17 protein-coding genes are annotated in these 18,189 nt (G+C 52.7%); 5 read left to right on the forward strand and 12 right to left on the reverse strand.

The features are described from left to right. Positions 1–13 precede the first annotated feature (13 nt). Entirely contained in the window at positions 14–952 is a 939-nt protein-coding gene (gene mdh / locus MUA00_RS09400; RefSeq protein WP_271122821.1) for a malate dehydrogenase, read from the reverse strand. Positions 953–1,236: 284 nt separating this feature from the next. On the opposite strand from mdh, the gene MUA00_RS21310 reads away from it, so the two are divergent. From MUA00_RS21310 to yhcN (MUA00_RS09415), 4 genes are all read left to right on the forward strand, one after another. Beyond that, positions 1,237–1,416 (forward strand): hypothetical protein, encoded by a 180-nt coding sequence (locus tag MUA00_RS21310; protein WP_408639697.1) that lies wholly within the window; start codon positions 1,237–1,239, stop codon positions 1,414–1,416. Next, the gene (gene argR / locus MUA00_RS09405; RefSeq protein WP_271122822.1) at positions 1,386–1,856 is read left to right on the forward strand and encodes a transcriptional regulator ArgR; all 471 of its coding nucleotides are present in this window, start codon (positions 1,386–1,388) and stop codon (positions 1,854–1,856) included. Before MUA00_RS21310 ends, argR begins: the two co-directional genes overlap by 31 nt. A gap of 384 nt (positions 1,857–2,240) precedes the next feature. Further along, on the forward strand, positions 2,241–2,504 hold the full coding sequence (gene yhcN, locus MUA00_RS09410) for a peroxide/acid stress response protein YhcN (protein WP_271122823.1): 264 nt from the start codon (positions 2,241–2,243) through the stop codon (positions 2,502–2,504). A gap of 123 nt (positions 2,505–2,627) precedes the next feature. Next, a complete protein-coding gene (gene yhcN / locus MUA00_RS09415) occupies positions 2,628–2,894 on the forward strand; it encodes a peroxide/acid stress response protein YhcN (RefSeq protein ID WP_271122824.1) in 267 nt (88 codons plus the stop codon). A 57-nt stretch (positions 2,895–2,951) separates the two neighbouring features. On the opposite strand, the gene MUA00_RS09420 is transcribed toward yhcN (MUA00_RS09415), so the two are convergent. The 5 genes from MUA00_RS09420 to aaeX all read right to left on the reverse strand — a co-directional run bounded on the left by MUA00_RS09420 (position 2,952) and on the right by aaeX (position 7,919). Then, on the reverse strand, positions 2,952–3,224 hold the full coding sequence (locus tag MUA00_RS09420) for a barstar family protein (protein WP_271122825.1): 273 nt from the start codon (positions 3,222–3,224) through the stop codon (positions 2,952–2,954). A 41-nt stretch (positions 3,225–3,265) separates the two neighbouring features. Next, a complete protein-coding gene (locus MUA00_RS09425; protein ID WP_271122826.1) occupies positions 3,266–4,720 on the reverse strand; it encodes an NAD-dependent succinate-semialdehyde dehydrogenase in 1,455 nt (484 codons plus the stop codon). Between the two features lie 82 nt (positions 4,721–4,802). Further along, complete coding sequence (gene aaeB / locus MUA00_RS09430; RefSeq protein ID WP_271122827.1) at positions 4,803–6,764, reverse strand: p-hydroxybenzoic acid efflux pump subunit AaeB; 1,962 nt, start codon at positions 6,762–6,764, stop codon at positions 4,803–4,805. Positions 6,765–6,775: 11 nt separating this feature from the next. Then, positions 6,776–7,708, reverse strand: a complete 933-nt coding sequence (gene aaeA / locus MUA00_RS09435; RefSeq protein ID WP_271122828.1) for a p-hydroxybenzoic acid efflux pump subunit AaeA — start codon at positions 7,706–7,708, stop codon at positions 6,776–6,778. A gap of 7 nt (positions 7,709–7,715) precedes the next feature. Next, positions 7,716–7,919: a p-hydroxybenzoic acid efflux pump operon protein AaeX gene (gene aaeX, locus MUA00_RS09440; RefSeq protein ID WP_271122829.1), complete on the reverse strand. Its 204-nt coding sequence runs from the start codon at positions 7,917–7,919 to the stop codon at positions 7,716–7,718. Positions 7,920–8,101: 182 nt separating this feature from the next. Between aaeX and aaeR the strand changes: the two genes are divergently transcribed. Next, on the forward strand, positions 8,102–9,049 hold the full coding sequence (gene aaeR / locus MUA00_RS09445) for an HTH-type transcriptional activator AaeR (protein ID WP_271122830.1): 948 nt from the start codon (positions 8,102–8,104) through the stop codon (positions 9,047–9,049). 15 nt (positions 9,050–9,064) lie between these two features. On the opposite strand, the gene tldD is transcribed toward aaeR, so the two are convergent. From tldD to mreC, 6 genes are all read right to left on the reverse strand, one after another. Then, positions 9,065–10,510: a metalloprotease TldD gene (tldD, locus tag MUA00_RS09450; RefSeq protein WP_271122831.1), complete on the reverse strand. Its 1,446-nt coding sequence runs from the start codon at positions 10,508–10,510 to the stop codon at positions 9,065–9,067. A 197-nt stretch (positions 10,511–10,707) separates the two neighbouring features. Continuing rightward, entirely contained in the window at positions 10,708–14,511 is a 3,804-nt protein-coding gene (gene yhdP, locus MUA00_RS09455; RefSeq protein WP_271122832.1) for an AsmA2 domain-containing protein YhdP, read from the reverse strand. Between the two features lie 60 nt (positions 14,512–14,571). Next, on the reverse strand, positions 14,572–16,041 hold the full coding sequence (gene rng, locus MUA00_RS09460) for a ribonuclease G (protein WP_271122833.1): 1,470 nt from the start codon (positions 16,039–16,041) through the stop codon (positions 14,572–14,574). Further along, positions 16,031–16,624, reverse strand: coding sequence for a Maf family protein (locus MUA00_RS09465; RefSeq protein ID WP_271122834.1), 594 nt, complete (start codon positions 16,622–16,624; stop codon positions 16,031–16,033). The genes rng and MUA00_RS09465 overlap by 11 nt, the downstream gene beginning before the upstream one ends. A gap of 8 nt (positions 16,625–16,632) precedes the next feature. Next, a complete protein-coding gene (mreD, locus tag MUA00_RS09470) occupies positions 16,633–17,121 on the reverse strand; it encodes a rod shape-determining protein MreD (RefSeq protein WP_271122835.1) in 489 nt (162 codons plus the stop codon). Then, a complete protein-coding gene (gene mreC, locus MUA00_RS09475; RefSeq protein WP_271122836.1) occupies positions 17,121–18,140 on the reverse strand; it encodes a rod shape-determining protein MreC in 1,020 nt (339 codons plus the stop codon). Before mreC ends, mreD begins: the two co-directional genes overlap by 1 nt. Between the last annotated feature and the right edge of the window lie 49 nt (positions 18,141–18,189).

Genomic DNA, 18,189 nt, shown 5'->3' on the forward strand with positions numbered 1-18,189 from the left:
GATACCAAGCCGATCATTTGTTAACGAATTCTTCGCCCAGCGCAATGTCTTTCTTCAGCGTATCAAGCATGCCTTCCAGCGCCTGATGCTCAAAAGCGCTCAGTTGGCCATAGGATTTATGCTCCGCGATGCCGTTTTTACCCAGCAGCAGCGGCTGAGAGAAGAAGCGTGCATGCTGGCCGTCGCCCTCTACATATGCACACTCAACCACATTGCTTTCGCCCTGTAGCGCACGAACCAGCGACAGACCAAAACGAGCGGCAGCCTGACCCATAGACAGGGTTGCAGATCCGCCGCCAGCCTTCGCTTCAACCACTTCAGTACCCGCGTTCTGGATACGTTTGGTCAAATCGGCAACTTCCTGCTCGGTGAAGCTAACGCCTGGGATCTGGGACAGCAGCGGCAGAATAGTCACGCCAGAGTGGCCGCCAATCACCGGAACGTCGATATCGCCAGGCTGTTTGCCTTTCAGTTCCGCAACAAAGGTATTGGAGCGGATGATGTCAAGCGTAGTCACGCCAAACAGTTTGTTCTTGTCGTAAACGCCAGCTTTTTTCAGCACTTCAGCAGCGATAGCCACCGTGGTGTTCACCGGGTTGGTGATGATACCGATGCAGGCTTTCGGGCAAGTTTTAGCAACTTGCTGAATCAGATTCTTCACGATACCGGCGTTAACATTAAACAGGTCGGAACGGTCCATACCAGGTTTACGCGCCACGCCTGCGGAAATCAGCACAACATCCGCACCAACCAGTGCCGGAGTCGCGTCTTCGCCGCTGAAGCCTTTGATTTTCACATCTGTAGGAATATGACTAAGGTCAACCGCTACCCCTGGGGTAACCGGCGCGATGTCATACAGAGAGAGTTCTGAACCTGAAGGCAGTTGGGTCTTGAGTAGAAGGGCAAGCGCCTGGCCGATACCGCCTGCCGCGCCGAGGACTGCAACTTTCATCCTAAACTCCTTATTATGGTTAGCAAAAACGTGCCGTAACTCCATACGGTGGCGACCATAATCCAGAGATGGGGTAATTACAATCTTCCCGCCTTCAGATTGCGACGTTACGCAATCATCGTGCGTTACTGCTGCATTTACTCGCCGGGTGGAAACGACGCCTGGGCGCCCGGTCACTACCTGATGTTGTCACATCAACAGGCGGTTACATTACACCTTACGCCCGCATCAAAACAACATCATTTTGATAACATTTAGTTTACTTAAAGGCTTATTTTCGAGTCGTGATACAGGCATGTTTCTTGATAACGAAATTTGATAAAATTCGTCTCTTTCATAACATTATTTCAGGCCCAGGCCACTTGACACATTTGCATAAAAATTCATTTAAATGCATAATAATGTTATCCGTTTACCTCTACACAGGTGACCCATGCGTAACTCCTCAAAACAAGAAGAATTGATCAAAGCCTTTAAGTCGCTTTTAAAAGAAGAGAAATTCAGCTCTCAGGGTGAGATCGTTCATGCATTGCAGAACGACGGCTTCGATAATATTAACCAGTCCAAAGTTTCCCGCATGCTGACCAAATTCGGCGCGGTACGTACGCGTAATGCAAAAATGGAAATGGTTTATTGCCTGCCTGCCGAGCTTGGCGTTCCGACCACCTCAAGTCCGCTGAAGAACCTGGTGCTGGATATCGACTACAACGATGCCGTAGTGGTTATCCATACAAGCCCGGGGGCGGCTCAGTTGATTGCCCGCCTGCTGGACTCGTTAGGAAAAGCAGAAGGTATCCTCGGTACCATCGCCGGCGATGACACTATCTTCACGACGCCTGCCAACAACTTCACGGTGAAAGAACTCTACGAAGCCATTCTCGTGCTGTTCGAGCAAGAGCTGTAGGCTTTACCCCTGCCCTACCCGTCATCGTCGTGGCGGGTAATTCTCCTTTTATTCTCCTTCACCTGCGCAATCACCCGCTTCGCTACATCCCGACAGCAGATATCTCTGACAATATATTCGTTGGATCATGATTTGTTCTGTCAAAGACCGCACAAATAATCAAAGCCGTTTATGTATATGATTTTACTTATATTTAACAAAAAAATCGCAATAAATAACCATTTTTAATAACTAAACGTAATAAAAAATTATTCTATTAACGTAAAGTTTCATTGTGAATTGTTAGCAGGGTATTAATTTTTACCGTTACTAGTGTATACTTGATTTTGTGATGAGGGTCACGAAACGATGGCCCAAACAAAAGAATACGACGAGGTAAAAATTATGAATATGAAAAACGCTGTAGTTACCGCAAGCCTGCTATCTATGCTTTCCTTCGGCGCTTTTGCTGCCACTTCCATCAACGCTGACCAGGCACAAGGCCTGCAATCAGTTGGCACCGTATCCGTAAGCGGTATCGGTAGTTCGCCAATGGATATGCATCAGAAGCTGGTTAAAAAAGCCGATCGGGAAGGCGCTTCTTCTTATCGCATCACCGAAGCGCGTTCCGGCGATCAATGGCACGCAACGGCTGAGCTGTATAAATAACACTCGGTGATATAAGCAAGTCCGAAAGAATTAAGAAACGACAATCTCACTCAGCGACCCCAAGAACAAAAATCGACATTTAGCCCTTCCGGTCGTTGGGAAAAATATTCAGGAGTAGACATCATGAAAACCAAATTAACCATCGCAGCACTTAGCCTTCTGTCCGTTCTCTCTTTTGGCGCTAATGCAGCAGCGCAACAAATCTCCAGCGAACAGGCGCAAGGTATGCAGCCTATGGGCAGCATCTCCGTAAGCCAGGTCGGCAGCGCGCCTATGGATATGCGTCATGAATTATCACAGAAAGCGGCAGAGAAAGGCGCTTCAGCTTATCGCATCACCGAAGCGCGTACCGGTGATCAATGGCACGCCACCGCTGAACTGTATAAATAAACCCTCGTCGTCGTCCGACGACCTTGCCCCCGCTCGCCGGGGGCTTTTTTATGCCTTTTAGTTACGAATATTAAAGCGGAGCTGTCCTTCAAGTTCTTCTTCCGCTTCATCAAACAGCAGGATCAACGCGCCATAACGCCGCCTTTGTAACTCCGGCAGATGAATAAACTCAATCTCCGCCGGGAGAGGTAAACCTCCCCCAACCACTACGTCCCATAAGCTATCGAGATCGTGAATCTGGTTTTTCTTGAGTGAAAACGCCTGGATAAAGTGGCGATAGAATCCCGGCTGATCTTCTATCTCGTTAAAATCAAAGATATATTTTTTCATCTCCGGCCACCCCAACCAGAATATGCCGCGCCATCGCGAGCCTACAGGCCACCGATGTGCAGGGTTTTGACTTCCAGAAACTCATCAAGCCCCAGCACCGATCCTTCACGGCCAAGACCGGACTCTTTCACGCCGCCGAACGGCCCAAGTTCAGTCGACACGGCACATTCGTTAATTCCAATCATCCCGCTTTCAAGCGCCTGCGACACGCGGAATACGCGTTGCAGATTCTGAGTATAGAAGTAAGCGGCCAGGCCAAACGGGGTATTGTTGGCTCGTCTGACAGCTTCCTCTTCCGTTTTGAAACTAAAGCATGCCGCCAACGGACCGAAGGTTTCTTCCTGCGCCAGTTTCATCTCGTCATTAGCATTGATAATGACCGTTGGCTGCCAGAAATTGCCTCCCAGATCGTGGCTTTTGCCTCCCGTTAGCACCTTACCGCCCCTGGCTAACGCGTCTTCTACATGCTCGCGGACTTTCTCTACGGCAGACTTTTCGATAAGCGGCCCGACAACCACGCCTTCATCCATACCATTACCGACTTTAAGCGCCTTAACCGCTTCCGCCAGTTTATTGACGAACTGCTCGTAAACCCCTTCCTGGATAAAGAACCGGTTCACGCTAACGCAGACCTGGCCTGCATTACGGAACTTATTCGCAATCGCGCCTTTTACGGCTTCATCAATATCAGCATCGTCAAACACTATGTATGGCGCGTTGCCCCCCAGCTCCATCGACACTTTTTTCATGGTCTCAGCGGCGTTACGCACCAGCGTTTTGCCCACGGCGGTGGAACCGGTGAAAGATATCTTGCGGACGTCATGGCTTGCCATAATCGCATCGCTGATTTCAGGCGTGTTGCCCGCGACCGCATTAAGGACGCCATCGGGCACCCCAGCTTTTTTCGCAAGCGTCAGCAAGGCGAAAGCGGAAAGCGGCGTGTTGTTGGCAGGTTTAATCACGCCGGTGCACCCAGCAGCAAGCGCCGGTCCGAGTTTACGGGTCAGCATCGCCATCGGGAAATTCCATGGGGTGATAGCCGCCACTACGCCAATCGGTTCCCGCGTCGCGAGAATTCTCGAACCCGGTTTGACGGGAGGGATAATTTCACCGTTAGCACGCTTCGCCTGCTCGGCAAACCATTGAATAAAGCTTGCCGCGTACTCAACTTCGCCTTCAGCTTCCTTTAGCGGCTTGCCCTGTTCGGTCGTCATAAGCCGCCCCAGCCAGGTTTTATTTTCAATAATAAGCTGGTACCAGCGATAAAGAATCGTTGAGCGTTCTTTTGCGGTTTTCGCCCGCCATGCAGGAAAAGCTTTGGCCGCCGCAGCGATAGCTTCTTCGGTCTCTTTCTTACCGGCTTTCGCCACTTTTGCGACTGTTTCACCTGTTGCCGGATTTATTACGTCGAAGGTGTTCGCGAGGCTGCGCCATTCTCCATTGACCAGATAGCCGGTGCTGAATAATTCACTGTCCTGGAGTGCCTGATTTGTCATAATTTTCTCCTGTGATGAATCGCGCATCCGGTAAGTATAGATACAAAAAAGCCGACGCATTGCGTCGGCTCTGAGGTTCATCTTAAGCGTCTATCAGCGTGTGCTGATATTTATGCAGAATATTTGCCAGCCTTTTTACCGGTTCAGTTACCTGCAACGGGGCTTCCCAGATTCGCAGCTTCTCCTGGTAAATATCCAGCTCGCCCAATAGCTGCTCGAAATGCCTGCGTCGTTTGTCATCATTGGAAGCCGAGATAACTTTGTCTGCGGTATGACGAAGCTTGCGGTGAAAAGCAGACAGATCGGCATTCACCGGAATAGGAGCGTCCCGCAGTCTCTGGTGCGCAATAATCAATGTGAGCGCCAGACGATAGCGATCGATATCGCCGGGGAACATATTCAGCAGCAAAAAAAGCTGCCGGTATAGCGCCGGGAGATGGTTTTCTTTGCGACGGTTGTTATTGGTGGTCAATGCCGAAACCGCAGCCGAGACAAACTGATTAAGCAGCGTACGCCCGGTACGCTCTTTAGAATTATCCCGCACCAGCAGAATGACCATCATCGCCAGAAAACAGCCGACGATTTGCCCCAGCGCGCTATCAAGGAAAGTGCTGAAATGAAACGTCATCGGATTATCCAGCACGATAACGTTAATTGTCCCGGCCAGCGCCCCCATCGAGCCCAGCCGCCGCTTCTGCACCTCAATACCGATAAAGAATCCCAGCAGCGCAAGGCTAATACACAGCAGCAGCATGCTTTGCTGAGTGGAAGGAATGATCACCAGAAAATAGAGCGCGCCAAGCGGCAGGGCGACCAGCATCCCATACAGGAAATCCAGGGAAACCATTCGCGGATTGGGTAAACGCATAGCAAGCGAAGTCACGACGGCTATCATTACCATCGCCCCGCTACCGGATGTCCAGCCGGTCCACAGCCAGAACAGGCAGCCCAGCAGGCAAGAAATCGTCGTACGCCAGAAGTTGATCATCGCGTGGTGACGTTCCGCAGACTGAACTTTGATCACCACTTCGTCAGTCAGGATCTCTTCTTCTACGGCGCTAATACGCGTGTTGCTTGCCACTCCGCGTTTTAACAGCAAAAAGCGTGTCGCCGCGCCAGCCCAGGTGCGGATGGTAACAGGAGTATTTTTCTCGCCGGTTGAGGAAATTACACGCCTTAAGACCTTCATTCTTTTATGAACGTCCGCCGCGTTTTCTACCGGTATTTCAAACAGCATTCTGAATTCAGGCGTGACAAATTCAGGCCGGGTATTCTGAATAAGAAAAGTTTCGCAGGCCTGGGTAATCAGCGTTAAGGAAAGCGAGTTAATAGCTTTAAGACGGCGGTTTGCCTGGCCCCAGCGCGCGGATTCAATCCTGAGATTGCTGCGCATTCCCTCAAGCGCTGTGGTACGGCGGACCATATTGCTCCAGGCTTTATCCACCTCTTCTTTTTCGCCATGCGCAATGCAAAGCTGCATAAGCCGATAATGATCCACCAGCAAATTGTCCAGCTCGCGGTCGATTTCCTGCTTGATAGAGCGCGGGGAAAAAATCAAATCCGCAAGAATAGCGCAAACGATGCCAATCACGATTTCGCTACAGCGCTCAACGGCAAATTGCGGCGTAGTCACCGGGTCCAACTGGATAGTGACAACGATGATTAGCGCCGTGTAACCGGATAAACCCCAGGCATAGGAGTTCTCCACTTTAACCAGCGAGGAAATCCAGGTACAAAACCCTGCCCAGATACAGCACACCAGCAGCATGACAACCGGCGCGCGAATCAACGAGGTGATAATAACCAGCGCCGCGATACAGCCGATAAAGGTGCCGATGATACGCAGCATACCGCGATAGCGAATAGCGCCTGAATATGGCTCACCACCCGCCGCAAACGCAGGACCTGCGGCAACAATCGCAGCGGTTAATACGGCCCAGCGCGGCGTTTCAAGCTGGAAGTGAAAGCCCACAAACAGGGCCAGCACAATGGCGAACGCCAGCTTGAACGCAAAGCGCAGATGCAGTCGGGAGATAGAATACATAGTCGCCCGGCTTACCCAAATTCACGCAGACGATGCATGAATTTGATGAATGCAGAGTCGTGCTCGACATCGCGATCTTTCTCACCGGTGACGACGACCGTAGCCGTGGTGCCTGCCGGATACAGGTTGCCCTGCTGCTCATCCAGGCGAATACGTACCGGCACACGCTGCGCCAGGCGAACCCATTCCAGATTAGAGTCCACGGTAGCCATGCCTTTTGTATCGCTGGTGCTGCTGGCATTGGTTACGCCGGCCGAGATGCTGTCTACGGTGCCGCGTAACACGCGGTTGCTGCCCAGCGGCGTTATCTGAACGCGATAACCCGGACGGATGCCTTCAAGCTTGGTCTCTTCCATATAGGCAAGAATGTAGAAAGAGTGCTGTTTTACCAGCGCCACCACCGTTGAGCCACGAGTAATAAACTCGCCGCCGTGCACGTTCAGGTTGGTTACCCAGCCGTCCGCCGGGGCACGTACAACGGTACGCTGCAGGTCGAGATCCGCCAGATCGCGCGTTGCCTGCGCCTTCGCAAGCTGATGCAATACGGTTTGCAGCAGGTTGTTCGACTGATCGATTTCTTCACGCGACATCGCCTGGATACCCAACCTGTTACGGCGTCCGGCCTCACGGCGTTTTTCACTTGCCAGCGCTTCGTAATAAGCCACGTCCGCCTGCGCCTCTGCCAGCGCCTTTTGATAACGCGGCTGGTCGATGGTAAACAGCACCTGGTCTTTTTTAACCAGTTGGTTATCGTGCACGTTCACATTAGTAATCAGCCCGGAAACATCAGGCGCAATCGCCACAACATCCGCAGTAAAACGGGCGTCACGCGTCCAGGGCGACTCGGTGTAAAACACCCAGGCGCGGAAGATAGCGATGAAAGCCAGCAGCACCAGAATCAGCGTGATGGCGGTACGGATCATTTTTCTTGTAAGTGTTTTCACATCAACCTCAAACAAACAGCTGCGAGACGAGATAAAACAGGCAGCAGTAAAGCGCTGTATTGAATAATGCCGGATGCCAGACGAAATCATAGATACCCGTAGGGGTAAGCAGGCGGCGCACCAGCCAGAAAACCGCCAGTGAAATGATCAGCTCAAAGAATATCGGTGGAAAGGAAAGACCGAATACCACGATAACCGGAAATAAACTCATGTTAACCTTGTAAAGGATAGTGCAGGTGACACAGGCCCAGGACGATTATCCGCGACTAAATAGTTGCCAGGAACGGCAGGCGAGAACGCGGTTTGGGCTGTGTTAATAATAATATATTAACGTAACTGTTACCTTGTTATCTATAATCTGTGATCTAAATCACTTTTAACTCAGAGTGAACAATGGAAAGACTTAAACGCATGTCGGTTTTTGCCAAAGTGGTCGATCTTGGCTCTTTTACCGCCGCCGCAAGGCAATTGCAGATGAGCGTATCGTCCATCAGCCAGACGGTTTCTAAGCTTGAAGACGAACTGCAGGTAAAGCTGTTAAACCGCAGTACGCGTAGCATTGGCCTTACCGAGGCCGGCAAAATTTACTATCTCGGCTGCCGCAAGATGTTACATGAAGCCCAGGAGGTGCATGAACAGCTTTACGCCTTCAACAATACGCCAATCGGCACGCTGCGAATCGGCAGTTCTTCAACCATGGCACAGAATGTCCTCGCAAATATGACGGCGGACATGCTTAAAGAGTACCCTGGGCTTACGGTTAATCTGGTAACCGGCATTCCTGCCCCGGACCTGATTGCAGACGGTCTCGACGTGGTGATTCGCGTAGGCGCGCTTCAGGATTCCAGCCTGTTTTCAAAACGGCTTGGGTCAATGCCAATGGTTATTTGCGCCTCGAAAAGCTACCTTCAGCAAAACGGCATACCGGAAAAACCGGCCGATCTGGCAAACCATTCGTGGCTGGAATACAGCGTTCGTCCCGACAACGAATTTGAGCTCATCGCTCCTGAAGGTATTTCCACGAAGATGATCCCGCAGGGGCGCTTCGTCACCAACGATCCGATGACGCTTTCACGCTGGTTGAAGGCTGGCGCCGGGATCGCTTACGTGCCGCTAATGTGGGTGATCGAAGAGATCAACAATGGCGAGCTGGAGATTTTATTCCCCCGCTACCAGTCGGATCCTCGCCCGGTGTACGCGCTTTATACCCAAAAAGACAAACTGCCGCTGAAAGTGCAGGTGTGTATTAACTATCTGACGGAGTATTTTGTGAAGGTGGCGCAACTGTACCAGGGCGTGCGGGAAAGAAACGGGCGCGGGAAAGAAAATAGCCGGGGTTAACCCGGCTGTTCGGTTTTATGCCGTACCGCCAACGGTAAGATTATCGACCTTAAGCGTCGGCTGGCCGACGCCTACCGGCAGGCTCTGGCCTTCTTTGCCGCAGACGCCCACGCCGTTATCAAGCGCCAGATCGTTACCTACCATCGAAATTTGCTGCATGGTTTCAATGCCGGAACCAATCAGCGTCGCACCTTTAACCGGCTTAGTGACTTTGCCTTTTTCAATCAGATACGCTTCTGAAGTCGAGAACACGAACTTACCGGAGGTAATATCCACCTGACCGCCGCCGAAGTTTGGCGCGTAGATACCGTACTCAACGGATTCAATAATCTCCTGCGGCGTGGATTTACCTGCCAGCATATAGGTGTTGGTCATGCGCGGCATTGGTAAATGCGCGTAGGACTCACGGCGGCCGTTGCCCGTTGGCGCAACCCCCATCAGACGCGCGTTTAGCTTGTCCTGCATATAACCTTTCAGAATGCCGTTTTCGATAAGCACGTTATATTGTCCCGGCACGCCTTCATCGTCGATAGCAACCGAACCACGGCGGTTAGCCATAGTGCCGTCATCCACAACGGTGCAAAGCTCCGAGGCGACCAACTGGCCCATCTGGCCGCTGAACACAGAGGTGCCGCGACGATTAAAATCACCTTCCAGGCCGTGACCAACAGCTTCATGCAGCAGTACGCCAGGCCAGCCTGCGCCCAGAACTACCGGGAACATACCCGCTGGCGCCGCGACGGCAGACAAAGTAATCAGCGCCATACGCACGGCTTCTTTCGCCCATGCATCGGCACGAACTTCACCGCCGATGGTTTCGAGGAAATAATCATAACCAAAACGACCGCCGCCACCGCTGGAACCGCGCTCGCGCTTGCCGTCTTCTTCAACCTGAACGCTGACGGACAAACGCACCAGCGGACGAACATCCGCCGCAAGAGTGCCGTCAGTTGCCGCCACCAGAATTAATTCATAAACGCCGGTCAGACTGGCAGTAACTTCCTGCACGCGGGGATCTGCTGCTCGTGCCACACTATCGACACGCTTAAGGATGTCGAGCTTCTCTTCACGGGTCATGCTCTGCAAAGGATCGGCGCTGGTATACAGCGCGCTGTGCTGCACCGCTCCGAGCGTACGTGCGCGGCCATCGCCTTGCTCACGAACAATGCTCCGTGCCGCGTGGGCACTTTGTTCCAGCGCCAGCAGGCTGATTTGATCGGCATAAGCAAAACCGGTTTTCTCACCGCTAACAGCACGCACGCCGACGCCCTGGTCAATGTTGTACGAGCCATCTTTAATAATGCGGTCTTCTAGCACCCAGGATTCGTGATAACTGGACTGGAAATAGAGATCCCCATAGTCGAGCCGACGCTCGGACAACTGCCCGAGGATAGAAAACAGATCTTGATGGGTTAAGCCATTCGCAGACAGCAACTGCTCACTTACCAGGTTCAGACTCATCGTTTGAATACTCTTGTTTCATACAATTTGGAGGTGCCCTAACTAGTTCAGGTCACGGAAAGGCGGCAAGCTCGTGATTCCCCAGGAGCATATTTTTACTATGTGACTGGAGTGAGCGAGCGCAGCCAACGCGTCTGTGGCCTGAAATATGACGGGCATATCTATTGAGCTTGCGGCAATTAGCTCCTCGCGTCAAATCACTTAGCTTTGTTCACGCGCGGCTGGCGCAGCACTTCGTTGATTTGCGGATTATCTACCGGCCCGGTGATGTGGTAGCGCAGAACGGAAATTTTACTCCACAGAGGCCCAAGCACTTTGCTTGCGGCGAAGACGGCTGCGCCAACAATCGGATTGATGACAAAGGCTGTCGCCACGCCAACTGTCGCGGAGATTTCCGGGGCGACCACGGCCTCCATATCGAGTTGTCGGCGAACCAGGTCAACCGAGCCTTTCATGGCGATATCCGCTTCCAGGCCGTCCACCAGCGTGTCGTCGGTATGCAGCACCCCGTCTTTTATCCATGCCGTGCTGCGGATAGAGTCAAAGTAGAATCCGTCGCCAAAGGTATCGCTGAAGTCAAAACGCAGCTTACGCATCAGCGCATCAAAGCTCACCAGGCGCAGCAACTGGCCTGCATGGCCCGTGCCCAGCTCGGCGATTTGTCCTTTACCCAGACGAGTATGCAGGATGCCATTCAGAGAGGACTCTTGCGGTCTCCAGGGCACATCGCGCCAGTGTAAATCGTATTCCACGTCGAATGAGGAACCCTGAATTGGCGTCTTCACGCCAAAGAAATTAGTCGCCGCATCCAGTTTTTTACCTTTTAGCTTCCCTTTCAGGGAGGTACGCATTTCCGTTGGGCTGTTTACCCATTCCCCGTCGCCCGTCAGGCGTGCAAAGCCGGTATCGATCAGAGCGTTGCTGAGTTTTAAGGTGTCGCCTTTAATGTTTACATCGCTGTCAACACGTCCATATTTTTGCCCCCACAGCCAACATTCGGCGCAGCGCAACTCGACGTCAGGCCAGTCGCGGAAACTGATTGCATCCTGAGCAGAAGGTTGAGACGTGTCGCTCGGCGGAGTGGATGATTTGACGATGTTCCAGTCAGGATTGAAGTAAAGATACTTAATAGCTGCCTGCCATGGCGCATTGTTATGCATATTCAGCGTTGCGTTAATCTCACGGCCCTGCGCATTCACCTGAGTGCCCATTGTTGTTGCATGCGAAACCAGGCTGAGGTTATTCCATTGCTGCCCGGCAAGAGTCAAAGCAGGCGTTCTGAGCGTAATATCCGATGGGAAAACTGCCGAATCGCCAACGCCCGTCACCGCGCCCTGACTGAACAGAGCCAGCCACTGCGCGCCGTCCATCGCCGGCAGGTCCAATTCCAGCCCCGGCTGTTCAGGCAGAGGGGGAATAGTATGGCTATCCGTCGCCCAGATAGCCCGATCGAGCGTCAGTTTTTTATTAAGCAGCCAGCGGCTGGAAAAACGATTTGTCGCCCCGGCGCTGCCGGTCAGAGTGAAACTGTTAAGGTCGCCTTTCACCGCAACCTTAAGCGGCAGCGGTTGCCCGGTGGATTTATCGACCGGTGCAGGTAAGTGACTACTTACATTCTTAAGATCGGCATCCAGGTCGACTTTATAGCTGGCGTTGCCGCGATAAGGCAGCGTTATACCCACCACGCCTTTCCAGGCCGCGCTGCCGCGCAGAGCTTTATTCACCTGTTCCGGTAACACGCCCGTTTTATTTGGCTGCCAGTCACCGTTCAGGTTAACGCCAATCTTATAATCCTTCTCGCCAGTTTTAGTATTAAAATCAATGGCTACTGGCTGATTAAACCAGGTGGCGCGCAGCGGTTCACTGTGTAAATCGCCATTCACGAAGCTGAATTTACCGCTCAGGTTTTTCAGGGTGCTGGATAGCGGTTTAATCAGCAGCGTGTTGTTATTAAGCATCACGTCGCCTTTCGCCGTCGTCATCTTGCCGTCTAACGGAATATCAAGATGTAAGCGAGCATTCACATCGCCGCCAATCTGGAGCTCATCAAGGGCTGCGGCCAGCGAGTCATCAAGCGGCGTCTCTTTAAAATAAGGCCCGATGGCGCTGCCAGGCCCGCTGATATCAGAATCAATCAGCAGCTTATCTTTCGAGTAATCCGGAATGGTCGCGGTAAGATTGCGCCCGGTGACGCCACCAAGTTTTACCTCGTCGCTCTTCATCCACAGGCCGTCGTTGATGAAATCCAGTTCTATATTGAGGTCTTCCAGCGCGGGCCAGTCCGGCTGGAAAGCAAATTTGGCCTTGCGTAACGGAACGAAAACTTCAAACTGCCCTTCGTTATGCTGATAGGGGAACAGATGCGGGTTGCCGCCGTAAACCAGCGTGGCGTTTTCTGCCTGCCCGCCCTGAATGGCTCCGCTCAGATAGTCCACCAGCGCTTTACCCATCAGGTTTTCAGGGAAGTAGCGCCAGGCGTCTGCGCCGTTATCAGTGTTGATGCCCGCCAGAATGCTTAACCACGGATCGCCCTCAGCAGGCTGGAAGTAGCGGAAATCGCCACGTGCCCAAACCGAGCGGGCTTTAACGTCCAGGTTTTTACCGTCGAGCTGGAAGCCGCTGGCATTTCTCTTCCATTCAAGAGTCGCAGCCCCTTTTTCTATTTCCAGCGGTGCGCGAAATACCGTCTCGTACGGCATTTTCGCATCGCTCACCAGCGCATTTAGCTGTCCGTGCTCTACGCTGCCGGTAATCGAACCCGAGAAATGTTCGGTGCCCGGCAGCATTTTCCACTGGTTCCAGCTAACATCTTTCCAGCGCCCCTGCATACGCGTTTTTTCGGTTTGTTGCAGCGGGATATCCACCGCCAGCACGTCGATGTGGCCATGCGGTTGCAGGACGTTCCAGATTTCGCCCAAATCAGGAGAGATTTTGGCGGCGATCGGCAGCAGGCCGTTGAAACTTTCCAGTTCCATATTCGTGGCACGCACGCGCAGCTCTTCGCTACGTTTGCTCTCTTTGCCGCCCACGTCCTGCGGTTCGAGCCACGCAAGGCTCAGCGAACCTTTTGGCCAGATTTTATCATCAAGCGTGATATTGGTGGAGGGGATTTCAAGGCCCCAGCCCGCCGCAGAGCGGTTTACGCGAGCCATTAAATTATCGACTGATAAATGATGGGTTGTCTGTTCGCCTTTCCAGCTTGCGCCGCCCTGCTTGAGCCAGATGTTGCCGCCCGCAATATCCCCGTCTTTAACATCCATCCAGGCTTCAAGACTAAACTCAGCGTCCTGCAAATCGATATTGTCCTGCATCCAGCGGCCCAGCCACGGTTTGACATCAACCCGGTCGGCCTGCAGCCAGACCTTGCCAATGTTAAGAATGCCGTCTTCATCGCGTAGATCCATACGCACGTTTGCCAGACCGTGCTGCCCGTTGAAACTGGAAAGGCTGACCTGCCCCTCAGCGCGGTGACGATTTTTGGAGTTAAGCCAGGTCAATTGTGGAATGGACAGTTCGGCGCGCTGGCCGGAGAGCGTAAGAAAACTCAGGGAGCTGTCGCGTAGATCAAAGTGATCGAACTGGCGTAAAAAGAGATCGCTGATTTTACCCGTTTTGATTTTGCCGTCGGTGTTATGGCTAAGCGGGGTGTTGCTGCGCATATGGAGCTGATAAAAGGTGAGATCGCGGAACTGCCAGCGGGCATGAAGCAGGCTCTGCCAGACATCGAGCGCAAGCGTAACGCGCTTGATACTCATATCTCCGCCGTCTTTCAGACCGGCTTTGATATCGCGCACTTCAAGCATCGGACCGAAGTTTTGCCAGCTTGCGTTGATTTGACTGGCATCCACCGGCACGCCCGTTATGGATTCAATCTTTTCAAGCAGCGCCGGGCGCCAGGCATTCAGGTGTGGCAAAGCGAGCCGCAAACCACTCACCAGCAGTGCGACGATAACAATCAGCGTTGCGCCTGTGAGTAGCAGAATGCCGGGCAGTCGCCTCACATATCTCTCCTTGTCAGCCTTGCGGCTCGGTACCCTAAAAAGTACAACCCGTATAAAGGATTACATCATAACGACGTCGAACTGCTCCTGATTATAGAGCGGTTCGATTTGTACTTTTACCTGCTTGCCGACAAAGATTTCTACCTCTGCCAGCGCGTGAGATTCTTCGCTTTTCAGCGCTTCGCCAACCGCCGGGGATGCATACACCAGGAAACGGTCGGAATCGTAGGCGTGATGGACACGCACGATTTCGCGCATAATTTCATAGCAAACTGTTTCCACAGTTTTCACCGTGCCGCGTCCGTGGCACGTCGGGCAACCTGCGCAAAGTACATGCTCCACGCTCTCGCGGGTACGTTTGCGGGTCATCTCTACCAGACCAAGCTGCGAGAAACCGTTCACGCTGGTTTTCACGCGATCTTTGCTCAACGCCTGTTCCAGAGAGTGCAACACGCGACGACGATGATCTTCATTACTCATATCGATAAAATCGATGATGATAATACCGCCAAGGTTACGCAATCGTAGCTGGCGTGCGATAGCCTGCGTGGCTTCGATGTTGGTGTTGAAAATAGTATCGTCAAGGTTGCGATGGCCGACAAACGCGCCGGTGTTGATATCGACAGTAGTCATCGCTTCGGTTTGATCGATAACCAGATAACCGCCGGATTTCAGCTCAACTTTTCGCTCAAGCGCCCGCTGAATTTCATTTTCGACGTCAAAGAGATCGAAAATGGGCTGGCGGCCGCTGTAATGTTCAATTTTGCTGGTCATTTCCGGCATGTATTCTGCGGTAAATTCCAGCAGCATGTCGTAGGTCAGACGAGAGTCGACACGAATTCTGTCCAGCGCAGCGTCTGCAAAATCACGCAGCACGCGTTGCGCCAGGGCAAGTTCGCCATAAAGCTGGCAGCGCGTTTTATTGCGTTTTTTACGCTCGCTGACTTTGGTCCATACGCGTTTGAGATAAGCAGCATCGGAAGAGAGATCTTCCTCGCACACGCCTTCAGCAGCGGTACGAATGATAAATCCGCCCTGCTCGTCGCAGTAGGCGCTGACCACGCGTTTCAGACGATCGCGCTCTTCTTCGCTTTCGATTCGCTGAGAAACGCCGACGTGCGAGGCGCCGGGCATAAACACCAGATAGCGGGAAGGAAGCGTGATGTCCGTGGTCAGGCGAGCGCCTTTGGTGCCAAGCGGATCTTTGACCACCTGCACCATAAGATCCTGTCCCTGGCGAACCAGTTCGGAGATGTCGCGCACGGTGAAGTTTTTACGCTCTTCACCCGCAACGCATTCGGTGTGCGGCATGATGTCGGAGGCGTGAAGAAACGCTGCCTTATCAAGGCCAATATCTACAAATGCCGCCTGCATCCCCGGTAGCACCCGGCTAACACGACCTTTGTAGATATTCCCTACGATCCCACGGCGCGCTTCGCGCTCAATGTGGATTTCCTGCAGTATTCCGCCGTCAATATAGGCTACCCGCGTTTCTGAAGGGGTAACATTGACCAGTAATTCAGCCGTCATCTTTTCCTCGTCCATCACGCAATGCGTGAAAATTACTCAGTAGTTCATACGTTTCTACCAGAGGCAATCCGACAACGGCATGGTAACTGCCATTTATCTTTCTGACGAAACAGCCGCCCAGTCCCTGAATGCCGTATGCCCCTGCTTTGTCCATAGGTTCACCGCTGGCAACGTAACCGGCGATATCCTGTTCTGATAAGCTTCGGAATGTCACTTCTGTTATCACAAGGCAGTCAAGCACCGACTGGCTGTCCGCCAGCGCAACCGCAGTCATAACCTGATGTTGATGGCCGGAGAGCAATCGCAGCATCTGTGCCGCATGTGCCTGATCCCGCGGTTTTTCCAAAACTTCACCATTGTAGATAACAATGGTGTCTGCGCCTAACACCGGTAAATCTTGCTGAGCTAACGCAACACCCGCCAGAGCTTTATCACAAGCCAGGCGCCGAACGTACTGCTCCGCGCTCTCATGGCTCAGACGCCGCTCTTCCACATCAGTTACGATACGTTCAAAGGCTACGCCCAACTGGGTCAGAAGCTCCTGGCGACGCGGGGAGCCAGAGGCAAGATATAAAGATGTCATGTTTAACCTTACTGCACGGCAAATTGTTGCCGAATTTTTCGCATCAACAGGAATATCCATGGCCAAAGCACGCCGTTCACTACACTGCTCCAGAACACTTCCGGCCGGAAAGAGACGTTAATGACCAAAAACTCTGACCAGAAAACAATGACATCAGTGACCAGTGATAAAAGCATCACCACCAGTGCCTGCTGCCAGAGCGCGAGGTTACGGAACAGTTGGAATTTTAATGCTGCCAGGTAGGCGACAATACTCAGTGACAGGGCGCGAACGCCCAACGTGGAGCCACTTATCAGATCAAGTATGGCACCCATGACAAAACCTGTGCCTACATTTACGCGATGAGGCAAAGCGAGGATCCAATACAGCAGGATCAATAATACCCAGTCCGGACGATAGACTTTCATGTCGTCCGGCCAGGGCATTACCTGCAATAACAGAGCTACCAGAAATGACAGCCAGATAACCCAACGACCCTGACTACGATAACTTCCCACTACTGCCCTCCCTGGACGCCAGTTGCAGGAGGTGGATTCCCTGCATTAGGCGACTGCGGCATACCGGTAGCCGGCGGAGGGAGCGGAGCGGGCGGCCCGACGGAATCAGCCGGCGGTAAAACCTGCGGCATCATCTGCATTAAGCGTTCGTTAGCCACGCGATGCACTCCTTCAGGGGGCATTGGCACTTTGCCTTCGCGATCCGCGCCCCACAGCAGGAGCAAATAACGCAGACGCTGCAAACCAGCCGTTGGACGAGCCTGAATGACGGTGTAAGCACGCTGAGTATCAAGTTTCACAGAAGAAACGACGCCCACCGGATAACCTTCAGGGAAACGGCCGCCCAGACCTGAAGTAACAAGCACATCTCCAACACGAATATCCGTGTTCGCTGGCAGATGTTCCAGTTGCAGATCGTCAGTACAGCCGTTGCCGGCTGCAATCACGCGAATATCGTTACGCAGCACCTGAATCGGCAGCGCGTGGGTCGCATCGCAAATCAACAACACGCGGCTGGTGAGTTTCGCTACGGCAATGACCTGACCTACGACGCCTTTATCACTGATAACCGGCTGGCCTTCGTAAACGCCGTTTACGCTGCCTTTATCAATCACCACCTGATCGCTGTAGGGATCGTTTACCGTAGAAATGACCTGAGTCACCATTTTTTGCTCATCCTGCCGTAAGGGTGAGCCGAGCAATTCACGCAGACGTGCGTTTTCCTGACGATACTGGCCCATCATCAGCAATTCGCTGTTCTTCAGGATCAACTCCTGACGCAACGCACGGTTTTCAAGTTCCAGTTGATCACGAGAAGCGAGCGTTTGCGACACGCTATCAAGCAATTCACGGGGACCATTGGAGACAAAATAGAAAGGACTGACGGCAGTATCCATGTACGTTCGGATTTGGCTGAACGTACCGAGGCGGCTGTCGGCAATAATGACACCAATCGCCACCAGCAACGCCAGGATCAGGCGAAACTGCAGCGACGGGCCACGGCTAAAAATGGGCTTCATAGGCTATGCGTATTCCCAGGCCAACAAGAAGGGGCAGTCATAGACTCCC

It is taken from the genome of Dryocola boscaweniae (genome assembly GCF_025215095.1).
GTDB lineage: Bacteria > Pseudomonadota > Gammaproteobacteria > Enterobacterales > Enterobacteriaceae > Dryocola > Dryocola boscaweniae.